General features: G+C 72.7%; 12 protein-coding genes. 6 read left to right on the forward strand and 6 right to left on the reverse strand.

Translation table 11 applies throughout. The annotated features are described in order from the left end of the window. Window positions 1-59 precede the first annotated feature (59 nt). Window positions 60-1217 (reverse strand): DUF5685 family protein, encoded by a 1158-nt coding sequence (locus ACWD0F_RS16840; RefSeq protein ID WP_449876257.1) that lies wholly within the window; start codon window positions 1215-1217, stop codon window positions 60-62. A gap of 94 nt (window positions 1218-1311) precedes the next feature. Between ACWD0F_RS16840 and ACWD0F_RS16845 the strand changes: the two genes are divergently transcribed. After that, complete coding sequence (locus ACWD0F_RS16845) at window positions 1312-1608, forward strand: hypothetical protein (RefSeq protein ID WP_449876259.1); 297 nt, start codon at window positions 1312-1314, stop codon at window positions 1606-1608. A gap of 16 nt (window positions 1609-1624) precedes the next feature. Here the strand turns inward: ACWD0F_RS16845 and ACWD0F_RS16850 are convergent, their stop codons facing one another. Next, window positions 1625-1990, reverse strand: coding sequence for a YybH family protein (locus ACWD0F_RS16850; RefSeq protein ID WP_449876261.1), 366 nt, complete (start codon window positions 1988-1990; stop codon window positions 1625-1627). A 65-nt stretch (window positions 1991-2055) separates the two neighbouring features. On the opposite strand from ACWD0F_RS16850, the gene ACWD0F_RS16855 reads away from it, so the two are divergent. Then, entirely contained in the window at window positions 2056-3108 is a 1053-nt protein-coding gene (locus ACWD0F_RS16855) for a response regulator transcription factor (RefSeq protein WP_449876263.1), read from the forward strand. A gap of 87 nt (window positions 3109-3195) precedes the next feature. Here ACWD0F_RS16855 and ACWD0F_RS16860 read toward each other — a convergent pair whose 3' ends face one another. The 3 genes from ACWD0F_RS16860 to ACWD0F_RS16870 form a co-directional block, all read right to left on the reverse strand. After that, window positions 3196-4479: an MFS transporter gene (locus ACWD0F_RS16860; protein WP_449876265.1), complete on the reverse strand. Its 1284-nt coding sequence runs from the start codon at window positions 4477-4479 to the stop codon at window positions 3196-3198. 257 nt (window positions 4480-4736) lie between these two features. Then, entirely contained in the window at window positions 4737-7037 is a 2301-nt protein-coding gene (locus ACWD0F_RS16865; protein WP_449876267.1) for a helix-turn-helix domain-containing protein, read from the reverse strand. A 152-nt stretch (window positions 7038-7189) separates the two neighbouring features. Further along, window positions 7190-8110: an alpha/beta hydrolase gene (locus ACWD0F_RS16870; protein WP_449876269.1), complete on the reverse strand. Its 921-nt coding sequence runs from the start codon at window positions 8108-8110 to the stop codon at window positions 7190-7192. Between the two features lie 123 nt (window positions 8111-8233). Between ACWD0F_RS16870 and ACWD0F_RS16875 the strand changes: the two genes are divergently transcribed. Next, window positions 8234-10960, forward strand: a complete 2727-nt coding sequence (locus tag ACWD0F_RS16875) for an AAA family ATPase (RefSeq protein WP_449876271.1) — start codon at window positions 8234-8236, stop codon at window positions 10958-10960. 42 nt (window positions 10961-11002) lie between these two features. Here the strand turns inward: ACWD0F_RS16875 and ACWD0F_RS16880 are convergent, their stop codons facing one another. After that, window positions 11003-11779: an alpha/beta fold hydrolase gene (locus tag ACWD0F_RS16880; RefSeq protein ID WP_449876273.1), complete on the reverse strand. Its 777-nt coding sequence runs from the start codon at window positions 11777-11779 to the stop codon at window positions 11003-11005. A gap of 67 nt (window positions 11780-11846) precedes the next feature. Here ACWD0F_RS16880 and ACWD0F_RS16885 point away from each other — a divergent pair, with 67 nt between their 5' ends. The 3 genes from ACWD0F_RS16885 (at window position 11847) to ACWD0F_RS16895 (ending at window position 16203) form a co-directional block, all read left to right on the forward strand. Further along, window positions 11847-14483, forward strand: coding sequence for an AAA family ATPase (locus ACWD0F_RS16885; protein ID WP_449876275.1), 2637 nt, complete (start codon window positions 11847-11849; stop codon window positions 14481-14483). Between the two features lie 75 nt (window positions 14484-14558). Further along, window positions 14559-15398: an alpha/beta fold hydrolase gene (locus ACWD0F_RS16890; protein ID WP_449876277.1), complete on the forward strand. Its 840-nt coding sequence runs from the start codon at window positions 14559-14561 to the stop codon at window positions 15396-15398. A gap of 10 nt (window positions 15399-15408) precedes the next feature. Continuing rightward, entirely contained in the window at window positions 15409-16203 is a 795-nt protein-coding gene (locus ACWD0F_RS16895) for an alpha/beta hydrolase (RefSeq protein ID WP_449876279.1), read from the forward strand. Window positions 16204-16211 lie beyond the last annotated feature (8 nt).

The raw sequence follows: 16211 nt of genomic DNA on the forward strand, positions 1-16211 counted from the left end.
TGGGCACACCGGTCATCCGGCTCATCGCCCAGGCCCTGCGGGCGTGACTCCCGCGGCGGTCAGTCGCAGCCGCAGCCGTCGCAGCCGGAGCAGCAACAGTCCTCGCCCGGGCAGCAGGAGGAGCAGTTGCCGCAGTTGCCGCAGCAGTCGTAGCCGGAGCAGTCGAAGCGCCCGCAGCAGGAGCCCTCGCGCTCCTCGTCCCAGGCGGGCCGGTACAGGCCGCACGTGCAGCAGGTCAGCGCGGCGCACGCCATCGACAGCAGCCCGCCGGGATCCCGCTTCGGCGGCCGTCGTCCCGGCGGCGCGCCGGGATCGCCGGGCGGGTGGCCGGGGCCGGGCGTTCCGGCGGCGGCGAAGGCTCGGGAGACGGCGGTGCCGGTCTCCCGCACCAGCAGGGCGCGCGTCAGGCCGGGGCGGGGCAGGTCCAGCCCGTCCACGGCGGCGCGCAGTTCGGTGTGCGCGGCGTCGCAGCGGCGGCGCGCCTCGTCCAGGCCGGTGCCGGTGGCCGCCAGCGGGTTGTACGCCCCGGACGCCCGGTCGTCGGCCAAGTCCTCCACCGCGTCGATCAGGTGGGCCAGCCTCCCGAATCCGCGACCGGCCACCTCCAGGGCCTCGCGGTTGTGCGGCTTCCCCGCGAGCACCGCCGTGTGCGCGAATGCGGCGGCCACGGCGTCCTCGGCAGGCCCCGTCAACTCTCGTAACCCGGGCGCCGCGCCGCTCCCCGGGGGCGCCTGGGCGGGGGCGCGTTCCAGAAGGGCCTGGCGGCCGGCCGCCGCCGTCAGCGGGGTGGGGTCGAACCCCAGCGTGCCGGCCATGGCCGTGCCGGCCGAGGACCAGCGGCCCGCCAGGCGGGTGGCGCCGGCGGCCACCGGGCGGCGGGCGTACACGCCGTCGCCGTCCGCCACGTGGTCGCTCACCTTGCCGGCCGCCAGGAGCAGCGACACCGAGGCCGCCAGCCGTACCCCCTCGGACTCCACCACGTCGGCGCCCTTGAAGCCGCGTAGCGCGCACGCGCCTGCCCTCCGGCGCGACGTGGACGTGGGCGACTGGGCTTCGGTGAGGACGGACACGAGCAGGCCGTCGTAGTTGGTCACCAGACGGGACAGGTGTCCGTGCTCGTCGCGGAGCGCCAGGCAGAGCCCGCACAGGTGGCCCATCCAGTCCGCGTAGAGCCCTTTGCACAGGACGTGCTGACACGGGCGGACAATGCCGAACATACGTCCCCTTATGTGCGTATTGAAGCGCCAACCGTAGCACCAGACCGCGGCCGAGCCTGGCGGTACGGGGCAACGCGGCTGATACAAATGCGACATGAGGAAAAACGTCGGATATCCCCCCCAGCCGAACGTCCCGTCGGCCCGGCGTGTCTACAGTCGGACGTACCGCGTGTGGGCCCGCGTGCTCCTGTGGACGCCGATCGCGCTCACGGTGGCCGGCGTCGTCCTCGGCCTGGGGTTGTTCGTGGCCGCTGACGCCGACCCGACGTACGGTTCGTCCGCGCTCGGCTATATCGGCCTCATGGTGTGGGGTGTCCTCGCGGTCCTGTCACCGGCCCTGCTCGGATCGTTCATCGCCGGGCTGGTCATGCTGACCCGCACGCGCCGCTGAGGCTGATGGGCAGGGTCTAGGCGAAGGCCGGATCGTCGATCAGGAACCGCCAGGTGCCGTCGGGTTGCCGACGGGCGACCTCGCCGCTGCTGCCGGTGATTTCCCCGGGCGAGCCGGCCAGCTTGCCCCGGAACGTGGCGGACAGCAGCGCGTAGTCTCCGTGGACGATGACCTTGCGGGTGGTCCCCTCCATGTGCTCGATCGCGGAGACCAGGCCGGTCAGCATGGCGCGCAATGCTTCAACGCCTTCCACGCGGTTGCCGTCGAGGTCGATCGTGAGCGAGTCCGACTCGTACAGTGCCATCAGGCCGTCGATGTCCTTGTTGTTGACACCGGCCTTGAACAGCTCGTGCAGGTCCTCTGGTTGCTGTGCGTAGATCATGCCGGTAAGTGTGGTGGGCGCCGGACGGAACGGGCACCCCGCAGACAAGGGGGTAGTTTCGACGAGTGAACAGTGCTGTCCGGCGCCAGGCTCGGGGCGCCGCGTTCGAAGTGGCCGATACCGCGCCAGACGTCACCGGGCTGCTGAAGGGCACGGCCGCCGCACTGCGCAGGGCGTTGCCGGTGGAGGGTTGGTGTGGATTCACCCTCGACCCGGCCACGCTCGTCAAGACGGCCGGGGTGCACGAATCGGGCCTCTCGCCGACGCTGTTCGGACGGCTCTTCGAACTGGAGTATCGGCACGATGACGTCAACGGCTTCGCCGACCTGGCACGCGGCGGGTCGCCTGCGGCGATCCTCGCCGAGGCGTCCGGGCGGCGACCCGAGTCCAGTGCCCGCTTCCGCGAGATACTCCGGCCGACCGGGTACGCGCACGAACTACGGCTCGTCCTCCTGGATCGCGGCAGGGCATGGGGCGGGTTCGTGTTCCTCCGCGAGCGGCGATCAGCGCCGTTCACCACCGCGGACAGCCGGTTCGTCGCCGAGCTGAGTCATCGGCTCGCACGCGGCGTGCGGCGGGCGTTGCTGCGCTCCCAGCTCGGCGGGAGACAGGGCTCCGGCCTGCTCCCCGACCATCCGGGCGTGTTGCTTCTCGACGACGCCTACCGGATCGAGTCGATGACGCCGGGCGCCGAAGCACTGCTGGCGACCCTGATCGACGACGCTCCGTCACCCGCTCCGCTGCCGGCGGCCGTGCTCGCCCTGGCCGCCAAGGCTCGCGAGGGCGAGACGACGTCACTGCAGTTGCCCACCCACGCGGGCATCTGGGCGACGATGCACGGATGGCGGCTCCCCGCACCGGCGAAGGTGGCCCTGTCCATCCAGCGCAGCCGGCCCGAGGACGCCGCCGCGCACGTGCTGGGCGGTTACGGGCTCTCCGAGCGGGAAGGGCAGATCGCCGGGCTGCTCCTGGCCGGCTACTCCGCCGGTCAGGTGGCCGGTCAGCTCTACCTTTCCCCGCACACCGTCCGTGACTACGTGAAGTCGATCTTCGGCAAGACCGGTACGCGTAACCGCCATGAGCTCGTCTCCGCGCTGTTCTTCCGCCCGTACCGCTGAGGTCGCGGCCGGCTTCACCGCCGACCCGGCGCGCGCCATGCCCGAAGGCTCACCATGGCGCACAGGACATGCGGGCGGCGCGATCGGTCAGATGACCGGACTCGCACGGACAGGCCGTTCGCTGATGTTCTCGGTCAGGTTGCGGCGGCGGGTTTCCGGGGCGAGCAGGACGGCGATGACCGTGACCGCCGCGCAGACCACCAGCAGGAGGGCGATGGGCCAGGACGCGCCGCCGGCGCCTGCCACGAGGGCGGCCGCCACGAGCGGGGCGGGGCCACTGGTCAGCGCGGCCGTCGACTCGCGGGCGATGGCGACGCCACTGTAGCGGTAGCGGGTGTCGAACAGCTCGGTGAGCAGGGAGGCCAGCACGGCGAACATCCCGGCGACGCAGACGCCGTACCCCACCGTGACCGCGAGGATCACCAGCCAGGGGTGGCCGGTGTCGACCATCCAGAACATCGGGAAGGCGAAGGCGCACAGGAAGAGCGCGGCTCCGATGAAGACCGGGCGGCGGCCGAGGCGGTCGGACAGCAGCCCGAACAGCGGCGTGACCGCGATCGCGACCGCGGCGGCGAGCAGTTTGGCGGACAGCCCCACCGTGGCCGGCAGGCCGAGCGTCCTGGTCACGTACGACAGCATGAAAACGTTGAGGATGTAGGCGATCGCCCCGAAGGGGGCGTTGGCCGCGAAGGCGATCAGCAGGATCCGCGGCTGCCTCCTGGCGACCTCCAGCGCCGGGAAACGGCTCACGCCTCGCGCACGCTCGCGCTCGAACAGCTCCGACTCCGGCAGCCGGAACCTGAGGAACAGTCCCCCGCCCACGCCCACCAGGCTGAGCAGGAACGGCAACCGCCAGCCCCAGGTCTCGAACGATGGCAGCACGGTGACCGCGGTGAAGACCAGCGTGGCGGTCAGGATGCCGAGCTGGACGCCCGCGCCGGGCAGCGAGGCCCACAGGCCCCGCCTGCGGGGGTCACTGGTCTCGGCCACCATGACGAGGGCGCCCGCGTACTCGGCTCCCGCGCCGAAGCCCTGCGTCAGCCGGAGCAGCACCAGCAGGACCGGCGCCGCCAGGCCCACCTGGTCGTAGGTGGGCAGCAGCCCGATGCCGGTCGTGGACAACCCCATCAGCAGCAGCGTCACGACCAGCATGGGCTTGCGCCCGGTACGGTCGCCGAAGTGGCCGAAGAAGACACCACCGATCGGGCGGGCCAGGAATCCGACCGCGAACGCGGCGAAGGAGCCCAGGGTGCCCGCGAGGGGCATGTCGGATGGGAAGAACTGTTCGTCGAAGACGATCGCCGCGCCCAGGCCGAAGAGGGCGTGGTCGTAGAACTCGAGCGCGGTGCCGATGACAGCGGCCTTGGTCACCGGTCTCCTTGTCACATCTGCCTCCTGTCCTCAGGGCCGGGCACCCGCATCGGAAACGCCCGGCCTGATCGATCGCCGCATGGACGGCATGGGTGCCGCGCAGGCGTTGAGCGTGAGAATGCGGGGATGACGCTCTGGTCGCGTTACACGCCGCGGTGGGCAGCGGCGGCCCGGGGCCTGTCCCGGTGCACTCCATCCAAGTCGCGCGCCCGCGGCCCGGCCACGCAGAACAGCACGCAGAAGTAGCGCGGGAACTGTCAGGGCGCAGCGTTGGTCGCCAGGCCGCGGCAGCGGCTGCTCGCCTCGGCGTCGCCGACGGCCTCGTACACCTCGGCCGCCCGGGCATAGGTGCGGCGGCTCTCGCCGGTCCGGCCCTCCTCGGCCAGCAAGGCCGCGAGTGTCTCCAGGGAGCGGGCCTGCGGGACGGGTAACTGAGCCTGCTCCATCAGGCTGATCGCCTCGGTGAGCTCGCTGATCGCCTCAGACCTGCGGCCGAGCGATCCCAGGCATTCGCCGACGCGGGCCAGCGCGATCGGCCGGATGAACGCCGCGACGCTCGGCGTCACCCCCGACCGGTCGTCGTTCAGCAGGGCCAGCAGGTCGAGGTACTGCTCCAGTGCCTCGGTGTGGCGTCCGGCATCGCGAAGGCAGGTGCCGAGGGCGCCGAGACACTGGCAGTAGCGGTCGATGTCGCCGCCGGCCTTGAAGGTCTGCGCAGCGTGGAGTTCGGCCGCGATGGCCTCATCGAGCCGCCCGAGCCGTCGCAGCGCGCCCGCCGCGGTGTGGTGGGCCAGGGCGATCTGCGCCGTGGCGCCGCTGGGGGTGGCCAGGTCCAGGGCCTGGGCCGTGTAGCGCAGTGTGGTCTCCAGGTCCTCTCGTGGCACCAGATGGACCCAGGCCAGCAAGTTCACCTGACCGGCCTGCCGGGCCGCGTCCCCCAGGGCGGCAGCCGCCTCGGCGCCAAGGGTGAAGACCTCGTACCAGTGCGGCGCGTGCATCCACCGGTCGGAGAACCAGTGCATCGACTCGGCACAGTCGAGGACGGCGGCGGACCGGCCGATGCCCGCCATGTGACGTAACGCGCCCAGCCAGTTGTCCACGTTCAGGCGCAGCCAGTGGTCGGCCTTCTCCGGGGAGGACAGCTCAGCGACATCGGGGCCGGCTCGGTCAGGATCGCCGTACCCGGGCTCGAACCACCGCCCGGCGGTGGTGGCCATCCGCAGCAGCCACGACGTCATCGTCGCGGTGAGCGCCTCGCGCTCCGCCGCAGGCTCCTCCTCCCGGAGCCGGTCGCGGGCGAACAGCCGGACCAGGTCGTGGAAGCGGTAGCGTCCCGACGTGCTGTCCTGCAGCAGACCGAGGTCGACGAGCTCGTCGAGGGCGTCCCATGCCCCCTCGATCGACGTGCTGCCCGCCACGGCGGCGAGAGCGGCGTCGAAGGTGCGGCCCGGCACCAGGGCGAGCCGGCGGAAGACCCGTCGCGTGGAGTCCGCGAGCTGCTCGTAGGACAACCCGAACGCGGTGGCGATCTTCAGATCGCCCGCGCTGAGCTGGTCCAGGCGGCGCTCCTCGTTCGTCAGCCGAGCGGCGAGGTCGGCGGCGTTCCAGCCGGGCCGGCTGACCAGCCGATTTCCGGCGATCCGCAGCGCGAGGGGCAGGCCGCCGCACATCTGCGCGAGCTGCCAGACGGCCGGTCCATCGTCCGAGGCGCCGCGGTCTTTCAGGATTCCGGTCAGCAGTTCGGTGGCCTCCATCAGAGGCAAGGGCCCGAGGGTGAGCCTGCGCACCCCTTCCAGACCGGCCAGCAGGCGGCGGCTGGTCACCAGGGCCTTGCCCGCGCCGCCGCCCGGCAGCAGCGGCCGGACCTGCTCCTCGGAGGCGGCGTTGTCGAGCACGATCAGCGTGCGCCGGTCACGCAGCAGGGATCGGTACAAGGACGCACGCACGGCGACGTCGCCCGGGATCTGCTCATCGGCGATGCCGAGTGCGTGGAGCAGCATGCCCAGGGCCTCGTCGGCGGGCAGGGGCTGCGGAGACATACCGAACAGATCGAGGAAGAACACCCCGCTGGGGAAGTCCGGCCGGAGGGTGTGCGCGGCGCGGACGGTCAACGTGGTCTTGCCCAGCCCGGCAGAGCCGGTGACGAGCCCCACGCCCGCGGCGCCCGGCGCGTCCCCGGCGTGCACCAGCTCGTTGATCCAGGCCAGTTCCGCGGCTCGGCCGGAGAAGTCGTCAACGGAGCGGGGCAACTCGCACAGCCCGGTCGGACGGATCCAGCGGTCGCGCAGGCGGCCCTCGCGCGCCAGCTCGACGAGCTGTCCGCGGTCGGCGTCGCCCAGGCCGAGGGCGTCGGCCAGCGCGGTGACGGTCCGGTGTTGCGGGCCCTTGCTGCGTCCGCGCTCCATGTCCGACAACGTCCGGTCGCTCACCCCTGAGGCCTCGGCGAGCTGCTCCAGCGTCAGGCGTGCCGCGTGCCGATGGCGACGCAGCACCTCCGCGAAGCCGGGTGGAGTGGTGATCGAGCGCTCCTTCTCCGCGAGCCGGTGGAGATCACGCAAAGCTTACGGGGAAGGCCCGGTGTACCCAAGATGCGTGCGGCCGCGGAAACAGGATGCCCGCTCGGACGGCACGAGACGACGCAGAGGTCGCAGAGGTCGCAGAGGCTCCGGCGCGGTGCCGATGACAGCGGCTTCGGTCACCGGTCTGCCTGTCACGGCTGCCTCCCGTCGACGGTGCCGAGCACCCGCGCCAGGAAGCGCCCGGCCTGATCGATCGCCGCCTGGGCGGCATGGGTGCCGCGCAGGGCGTTGAGCGTGAGGAATCCGTGGATGACGCCCTGGTAGCGCACCGCGGTGACGGGCACGCCCGCCCTGCGCAGCTCGGCGGCGTAGGCCTCGCCCTCGTCCCGCAGCACGTCGGCCTCGGCGGTGACGACCAGGGCCGGCGGCAGCCCGGCCAGTTCCCGCGTCGTGGCCCGCGAGGGCGAGGCGGTGATCTCGGCGCGCTGGGCCTTGTCCGCGGTGTACTGGTCCCAGCACCAGCGCATGCCGTCGGCGCGCAGGAAGTAGCCCTCGGCGAACGTCCGGTAGGAGCCGGTGCCGCAGGACGCGTCCGTGGCCGGGCACAGCAGCACCTGCGCGGCCAGGCGCCCACCGGCGGCCAGGGCCAGCGCGGCGGCGAGATTGCCGCCGGCCACCGCGATCTTCGTGGCGTCCAGGCCGTAGGCGCCGCCGTACGCGCGCACCCAGTCCAGCGCCGCCTGGCCTTCGCCGAGCGCGACGGGGTAGCGGGCCTCGGGCGAGAGGCTGTAGTCGACGAACACTGTCGCCGTCCCCGACGCGCGGGCCAGCTCACGAGCCAGCCGCCCGTGGGCGTGCTCGCCACCGAACACCCAGTCGTCGTGGAGGTAGAGCACGGCAGGCAGCGGGCCCTCGGCGTTCTCGGGACGGAAGACGATGAGCCTCGTCCCGGCGATCGGCTGCCGGATGACGCCTGGCACGCGGATGTCCGGGGACTGAACATCGGCCAGCGCCCGGCGGCCCGCTTCGAGTGGCATGCCGTGCAGGTACGGAGGACTGGCTGTGGCATCGGCGAAGGCCTGGGCGGCCGGCGCCAGGACGGGTTTGATCATTGACTGCTCCAAGGGCTGGTGCGAAGCGCTGCCGATGCTAGGAGAAGTCAAGACACCAGTCATTCGTCACATGACGTACTTATGTGACAATTCGATCATGCGGGCTCCGGTGGAGGGTGTCGCGTGATCTCGCTCTTCGGGCGCGAACGCGAGGTCGAGCGGCTCGAAGGGCTCGTGGACCGGGTGCACGAGCGCGGAGACGCCCTGGTCGTACGCGGTGTGCCAGGGATCGGCAAGTCGGCCCTGCTGACCGTGGCCACCGAGCGGGCCGAGGCCCGGGAGGTGATGGTGGCCGGCGCGTCCGGGGTTCAGAGCGAGACGCATCTGCCCTTCGCCGGGCTGCACCAGTTGCTGCGGCCGATGCTCGGCGCCGCCGATCAGCTGCCCGCCCGCCAGCGGCAGGCCCTGCTCGGCGCGTTCGGGATGGCCGAGGTCGCCGACCCCGAACCCTTCCTGGTGGCGCTGGCCGTCCTCAACCTGCTGGGTGACGCGGCGGCCCTTCGGCCCCTGCTGATCGTGGTGGACGACGTCCAGTGGCTGGACCGGCCCACCACCGAGGTGCTGGGGTTCGTGGCCAGGCGCCTGCGATCGGATCGGATCGTCCTGCTGATGGCCCTGCGCGACGGCTACCCCACCAGCCTGGACGGCAGCGACGTGCCCGAGCTGAGACTGGGCGGCCTGGATCCCGCCGCGGCCGAGGCGCTGCTGGACGCCCAGGCCGCCGGACTCAGCGTCGGCATCCGCTGGCGCGTGCTGAGCGAGGCGGCCGGCAACCCGCTCGCCCTGGTCGAGCTGCCGCTCGCGCTGGATGCCGGGACGGTCACGGCCGAGGTGGGGATACTGCCGCTCACCGCGCGCCTGGAGCAGGCCTTCGCCGTGCGGCTGGCCGAACTCCCGCCCCACACCAGAGGGCTGCTGCTGGTGGCCGCGGCCAACGACGGCCACGACCTGGCCGACGCTCTCGCGGGCGGCAGGATCGTGACGCGCACCGAGCTGACCGCCGAGGCGCTGGCCCCGGCCGTGGACGCGGGGCTGGTGGAGCTCCATGAGCAGGCCCTCCGCTTCCGGCATCCCCTGGTGCGCTCGGCGATCTACCAGAAGGCCGGCCGTACCGATCGTCTGGCCGCCCACGCCGCGCTGGCCCGGGTGCACGGCCGCGACCCGGACCGCAGAGCCTGGCACCGGGCCGCGGCGATCGCCCATCGGGACGAGTCCGTCGCCACCGAGCTGGAGCAGGTGGCCGCGCGGGCCCGGCAGCGCGGTGCGATCCCGGTGGCGGTGACCGCCCTGCGCCGTGCGGCGGAGGTCAGTGAGGAGCCCGCGGCCGGTGCCCGTCGCCTGCTGACCGCGGCGGAACTGGCCTTCGAGCTCGGCCGCGGCGACCAGGCCGCCGAATTGCTCGCGCTGGCCAAGCCGTCGGTCTTCGGCGAGCTGCCGCGTGCCAGGGTCGTCTGGCTGGGCGAGGTGCTCGGCGAGGGGCGCAACGAGGGCCTCGCGCGGGTCCGGCGGCTGATGATGACGGCCGAAGTGGCGCAGGCGGCGGGTGACCGCGAGCTCGCGCTCACCTTCGTGCGGGCGGCGGCCATCCGCTGCTGGTGGAGTGACCCCGGCTGGGAGCAGCGCCGGCGCGTCATCGCCCTGGCCGAGCGGCTGGCGGCCGGCGACGACGACCCGGAACTGCTGGTCACCTTGGCCACGGCGGGGGCGGTGGAACGTGGGGCGGACGTCATCGAGCGCCTGACCAAGGTGCGCGACACCCGGCTGGACGGGGCCGTGACCCGGCTGCTGGGCCTCGCGGCGAGCACGGTCGGCGCCTTCGACCTGGTCGGCGACTTCATGGAGATCTCGATCGCCGACCTGCGGACCCAGGGCAGGCTGGGCCTGCTCACGCGGGCCCTCAGCACGCAGGTGTGGCGGCAGATCTTCTGCGGCGACTGGGCCGGGGCGCTGCTGGTCGCGGAGGAGGCCGAACGTCTGGCCCGCGAGACCGCGCAGCCGCGCCGGCAGGCCTCGGCTCTGGGGATGCTGGCGTTGCTGGCCGGGCTCCGCGGTGAGGAGGAGCGCGGCCTGGCGCTGGCCGCCGAAGGGGAGCGGGTGCTCGGCACCGTCGCCATCAGCTCGGCCGTGGCGGTGATCGAGCATGCCAGGGGCGTGATCGCGTTGTGCGCCGGGCGGTACGACGACGCGTTCGGGCACCTGTGGCGGCTGTTCGAGCCGGGCGACGCCGCCCACCACATGATCTGGCGGCAGTGGGTGATCAGCGAGCTGGCCGAGGCCGCCGTCGCGGCCGGCCGGCCGGAGCCGGCCAGGCGGGCGGTGGCGGAGCTGGAGCAGGTGGCCGCCCGGACCCCGTCTCCGCTGCTGCACTTGGGACTGCGGCACGCGCGTGCGTTGCTGGCCGACGACGCCGACGCCGACGCGCTCTACCGCACCGCGTTGAACGCCGACCTGGCGCGCTGGCCCACCGCCCGGGCGCGCCTGCTGCTCGCTCACGGCATGTGGCTGCGTCGCCGGCGGCGGATCCAGGAAGCGCGGGTGCCGCTGCGGGCCGCCCGCGACGCCTTCGACGTGCTCGGGCTGCTCGCCTGGGGGGAGAAGGCCCGCCAGGAGCTGCGGGCCGCGGGCGAGGCCAGCGACCTGCGCGTCGCGCCGGCCGCCGAGCTGCTCACCGCGCAGGAGCTGCACATCGCCAGGCTGGCCGCCGCCGGGTTGTCCAACCGCGAGATCGGCCAGCAGCTCTACCTGTCGCACCGCACCGTCAGCACGCACCTGTACCGGGCCTTCCCCAAGCTCGGTATCACCTCGCGCACGCATCTGCGCGACGCCCTGGGATATACGTCACGCGACTGATACCCCGGTCCGTCACGCGCGACGTACCGTCGGCGCGTGCCGTCATCTCGCCAGGAACTCCAGCACGAGCTCATTCCACTGCTCGACGTGAGTGAGCGGAGCACCGTGCGGCGCGTCGGGAATGGTCACGAGCGAGCTGCCCGCGATCGCCCGCGCGACACGCGTCCCGCTGTCCTCCAGGGGCACGAACGCGTCCCTCTCCCCTTGAATGATCAGCGTGGGCACGGTGACGTGGGTCAGGTCCGGGCCGGGCTCGGCGTCACCCCACGCCACCAGCGAGTCGGCGGTGCCCTTGGGGGAGGCGTCCGCGGCCTGCCGCAGCAGGTACTGACGTGTCGGCTCGTCCAGCGTGTTGTGCCCGTCGACGGCGAAGAATCTGAGCAGCAGGTCGTCGAGCATGGGGATGCGGTGCCGCCGCGCGGCGCTCCGGAGCTCGTGCGCGAGCGGGTCCGGGTACAGCACCGGGCTGCCCAGCACCAGCCGGGCCACCCGTCCCGATGCGGCGGCGTAGCCGACCGCCTCGGCGCAGCCGGTGGAGAACCCGACCAGCGCCAGCCCGGTCAGGTCAAGGCTCTCGATCAGGGCCGCCAGGTCGGCGGTGAAGGTGCCGGCGTCGTAGCCCTGCCAGGGCCGGCTGGAACGGCCGAAGCCGCGGCGGTCGTAGCAGACCACCCGGTGTCCTGCCTCGGCCAGCGGACCGATCTGTTGCTCCCAGAACCGGAGCGACAGGGGCCAGCCGTGCACCAGGACGACGGGCGGCCCGTGGCCGACGTCCTCGTAGAAGAGGTTCACGTCCGTTCCCACCTGTAGTCGCGGCACCCGCCCAGCATGCCGCCGGCGGGAATCGCGGCAATCGGTCACCTGACTGCATCGAGGAGACGAACACATGGACATCATCGGCCGGGCCACAGAGCTGGGCGCACTGCGGCGGACGATCGACCGTGCCCCGGGAGTCCAGCCCAATGTCGTGCTGCACGGCGACCCGGGCGTGGGCAAGTCCGTGCTGCTGCAGGCCACGATCGCCTACGCCGAGCGGCAGGGCGTCAGAGTGGTGGGCGGCAGCGGCTTCGAGAGCGAGGTGCAGCTCGCCTTCGCCGGGCTGCACCAGCTCTTCGCACCCGTGATGGGGTATCTGGATCGGGTGGCGCCCTTCCACCGTGACACCTTACGCCGCGCCCTGGGCCTGCGGGACGGGCCGGCGCCCGACCGGCTGGCGATCTCGGTGGCGTCCCTGGCGGTGCTGGCGGCCGTGGCCGAGGACGGGCCGGTGCTGATCGCCGTGGAGGACGCCCATTGGGTGGACCATCCCACGCGCGAGGTGATGATGTTCGTGCTGCTGCGGCTGCAGCCGTACGACCTGCGGGCCGTCTTCGCCCGCCGGCCGATGACCGCCACCGAGCGCGTCACGCCCGGCATCCACATGCTGGAGGTCGGGCCGCTCGCCGACGAGGCGGCCGGGCACCTGCTGGACCTGCTCCACCCCGGCCTGCCGCCGTCGGTGCGCGAACGTGTGCTCGCTGAGGCCGCGGGCAACCCCCTGGCCATCATCGAGCTGCCGCAGACCTCCGTCGGCGTGGAGTTGCTGCCCATCGGGGCGTCCCTGCGCACCCGGCTGGAGACCGGTTTCGCGGGCCGGCTGCTGGAGCTGCCGCCAAAAATCCGTACCACGCTGCTGGTGGCCGCCCTCGACGGCGACCGGCTGGAGCATCGGGCCGAGCTGTCGCCCTACGAGCTGCTGGAGGCCGAGCGGGCCGGCCTGGTGACCCGCGACTCCACCCCGTCCGGGCTGCGCTTCCGCCACCCGCTGGTCAGATCGGCGATCATCAGGACGGCCTCGCCGGAGGAGACGCGCGAGGCGCACGCCGTCCTGGCCGAGCAGCACCAGGACGACCCCGAGCTGCGCATGTGGCACCTGGCGGCGGCCACCGTCGAGCCGGACGAGCGGGTGGCCGCCGAGATCGAGAAGGCCGCCCGCGCGGTGAGCCGCAAAGGCGGCAGCGGGCCGGCGGTCAAGGCGCTGCGGCGGGCGGCCGACCTCACCCCGGACCCCGCGGCGCGGGCCGTGCGGCTGGAGCAGGCCGCCGAGCTGGCGGGCGAGTGCGGGCAGCTCGACCTGGCCCAGAACCTGCTCGAGCAGGCGCGCCGCCACCTCGACGACCCGGCCAAGGCCCTGGCCACCAGAGCGCAGATCCTCATGCTGCGCGACGGCGACCTGGACGCCGCGCGCCGCCTGCTGCGCGGCACACCCCGGGCGGGGACCCTGGTCAGGGTGACGGCTGCTTCGTACGCTCAGGATCCGCAGGAGTGGGAGGAGGTGACCGGCGTGGTGACCGGCTGCGACGACGAGCTCGTCCGCCTGCTGCACGACGTCTTCCTGGGCCAGGGGTCGGCGGCGCTCGTGCGCACGGCGCTCGACGCGCTGCCCGCCGACGCCCCGCCGGGCCGGGTGGCCGCGCTGTGCCGGGCGGCCACCTGGATGGACGTGCTACCGGACTACCGGGACCGTATCCGGGACCTGATCGACGGCGAGACCGGGCAGGGCGCGGTGACGCACGCCGCCAGCGGTTACTGGCTCGCCGCGCATGACCACTTCCTGGCCGGCCGGTGGGAGGACGCCGAGAGCGCCGCCAACGCCGGGCTCGACCTGTGCGTCCGCCACGACCTGGACCTCCTGGCCCACGACCTGCGCTGCAGCCTCGGCTGGCTCGCCGCCGCCCGCGGCGACGCCGACAGCGCCCGTGAGTACAGCAAGACCGTGGAGCGGTGGGCCGGGCCGCGCGGCAGCGGCCTGCACCTGTCCCTGTCGGCCCGCAACCTCGCGCTGGCCGCGATGGCGCACGGCGACTACGACAGCGCCTATGCGTACTGGACGAGCATCAGCCCGCCGGGCGTCATCCCCTCGTACGTGGCGTTCGCGCCGTGGGCGGTCTTCGATCTGGTGGAGTCGGCGGTGCGTACCGGCCGGCCGGCCGAGGCCAAGGCGCATGCCGCCGCGGCCGCGAACCTGGTCGAGCGGGCGCCCCGGCTGCGCCTGCACGTCATGGCCGCGCAGGCGCTGGTGGCCCCGCCCCAGGAAGGGGTCGCGCTGTTCCGGGCGGCGCTCGCGCTGCCGAGGACCGAGCGCTGGCCGTTCGACCACGCCCGGGTCCGGCTCGCCCTGGGCGAGCTGCAACGCCGCCGCCTGCAGCCAGGGGAGGCCCGGCCCGAGCTGCGCCGGGCCGCCGACCTGTTCGCCGGCATCGGCGCCACGGCCTGGCAGCAGCGGGCCGAGCAGGAGCTGCGGGCCACCGGCGTGGCGCTCACCCGGCGGCTCAACGCCGCGCACGGCCTGACCGCCCAGCAACTGGAGGTGGCCAGGCTGGCCGCGTCCGGGCTGAGCAACAAGGAGATCGGCGAGCGGCTGTTCCTGTCGTCCCGCACCGTGAGCGCCCACCTGTACCGCATCTTCCCCAAGCTCGGCATCACGTCACGGGCCGCACTGCGTGACGCACTCGAAGGGGTCAGCCCAGATGTAGTCAATTAACCGATTCCTGGCACCCGGTGGGCACCGGATGCTCGTGCTGCAACGACGGCACCAGAATCGAAGGAGCAACCCGCCATGACCGTCCCCCGCAGCGGAATGAGACTTGGCCTCGCCGCCCTGACCCTGATGCTCGGCCTGACCGCCACCGTCGCGCCCGCCTCTGCCGTCTCTGCCGCGCGGCCCGGGGCCGTGGCCACGACGGCCAAGCCGACCGTGGTCCTTGTGCACGGCGCGTTCGCGGACGCCTCCGGCTTCAACGACATGATCGCCCGGCTGCAGGCGGCCGCATTCCCCGTGATCGCGCCGGCCAACCCGCTGCGCGACGTGGCCGGGGACGCCGCCTACATCTCCAGCATCCTGGACACCGTCACCGGGCCGATCATCCTCGTGGGCCACTCCTACGGCGGCATCGTCATCACCAACGCCGCCCGCGGCCATGACAACGTCAAGGCGCTGGTCTACCTGGGCGCCTTCGCCCCCGACAAGGGCGAGAGCGCCCTGCAGCTGGCCGGCCAGTTCCCCGGCAGCGAGCTGGGTCACGCGCTGCTGGCCCGCGACTACAAGCTGCCCGACGGGACGCCCGGCGGCACCGACGGCTACATCACCGCCGAGAAGTTCCGCGCGGTCTTCGCCGCCGACCTGCCCGCGCACCAGACCCGTCTGATGGCCGCCACCCAGCGGCCCGGCAGCGTCGGCGGCCTGTCCGGCGGCAGCGGCGACCCGGCCTGGAAGACCATCCCGTCCTGGTACCTCATCCCCACCCAGGACAAGGTCATCCCGCCCGCCGCCCAGCGGTTCATGGCCAAGCGCGCCGGCAGCACGGTCAAGGAGATCCGCTCCTCGCACGTCGTCATGACCTCCCACCCGGACGCCGCCACCGCGGTCGTCCTGTCCGCCTACACCACCACTCGATAAGGAGCCCGGCATGAAACCCGACACGATCGTCCTGATCCACGGCTTCTGGGTCACGCCCCGGAGCTGGGAACACTGGATCACCCACTACCAGGCCCAGGGCTACCAGGTCCTGGCCCCGGCCTACCCCGGCTTCGAGGTCGAGGTGGAGGCCCTCAACGCCGATCCCACCCCGATCGAGCAGGTCACCGTCCCGCAGATCATCGAGTCGCTGGAGACGCTGATCCGCGGCCTGGACACCCCGCCGATCATCATCGGTCACTCCGCCGGCGGCGTGTTCACCCAGATCCTGCTCGACCACGGCTACGGCGCCGCCGGGGTGGCGATCAACTCCGCCCCCACCGAAGGCGTCAAGATCATCCCGTTGTCCCAGATCAAGGCCACCTTCCCCGTACTCAAGAATCCTGCCAACCGCCACAGGGCCGTCGGCCTCGACTACGAGCACTGGCGCTACGCCTTCACCAACACCTTCCCCGAGGACCAGGCCCGCGCCACCTACGAGCGCTACCACATCCCCGCCTCCGGCAACATCTTCTGGGGCAGCGCCCTGGCCAACATCCACCCCGGCAAGGACGACAACTGGGTCGACTACCACAACGACAAGCGCAAGCCGCTGCTGTTCATCGCCGGCGAGAACGACAACCTCATGCCGCCCAAGATCCAGCGCTCCAACGCCGCCCACTACAAGTCGCCGAAGACGATCACCGAAGTGGCCGAGTACTCCGGCCGCTCCCACCTGATGCCCGCGCAGGACGACTGGGAGAAGATCGCTGACCACGCCCTCACCTGGGCCCTGAACCACTCCTGACCTCGGGG

Source organism: Nonomuraea sp. NPDC002799 (assembly GCF_053592075.1).

Coding starts and splice junctions, on each gene's coding strand:
- ACWD0F_RS16840 (WP_449876257.1), bottom strand. CDS start 1,217: ATGTTCGGCATTGTCCGCCCGTGTCAGCACGTCCTGTGCAAAGGGCTC.
- ACWD0F_RS16845 (WP_449876259.1), top strand. CDS start 1,312: ATGAGGAAAAACGTCGGATATCCCCCCCAGCCGAACGTCCCGTCGGCC.
- ACWD0F_RS16850 (WP_449876261.1), bottom strand. CDS start 1,990: ATGATCTACGCACAGCAACCAGAGGACCTGCACGAGCTGTTCAAGGCC.
- ACWD0F_RS16870 (WP_449876269.1), bottom strand. CDS start 8,110: ATGATCAAACCCGTCCTGGCGCCGGCCGCCCAGGCCTTCGCCGATGCC.
- ACWD0F_RS16885 (WP_449876275.1), top strand. CDS start 11,847: ATGGACATCATCGGCCGGGCCACAGAGCTGGGCGCACTGCGGCGGACG.
- ACWD0F_RS16890 (WP_449876277.1), top strand. CDS start 14,559: ATGACCGTCCCCCGCAGCGGAATGAGACTTGGCCTCGCCGCCCTGACC.
- ACWD0F_RS16895 (WP_449876279.1), top strand. CDS start 15,409: ATGAAACCCGACACGATCGTCCTGATCCACGGCTTCTGGGTCACGCCC.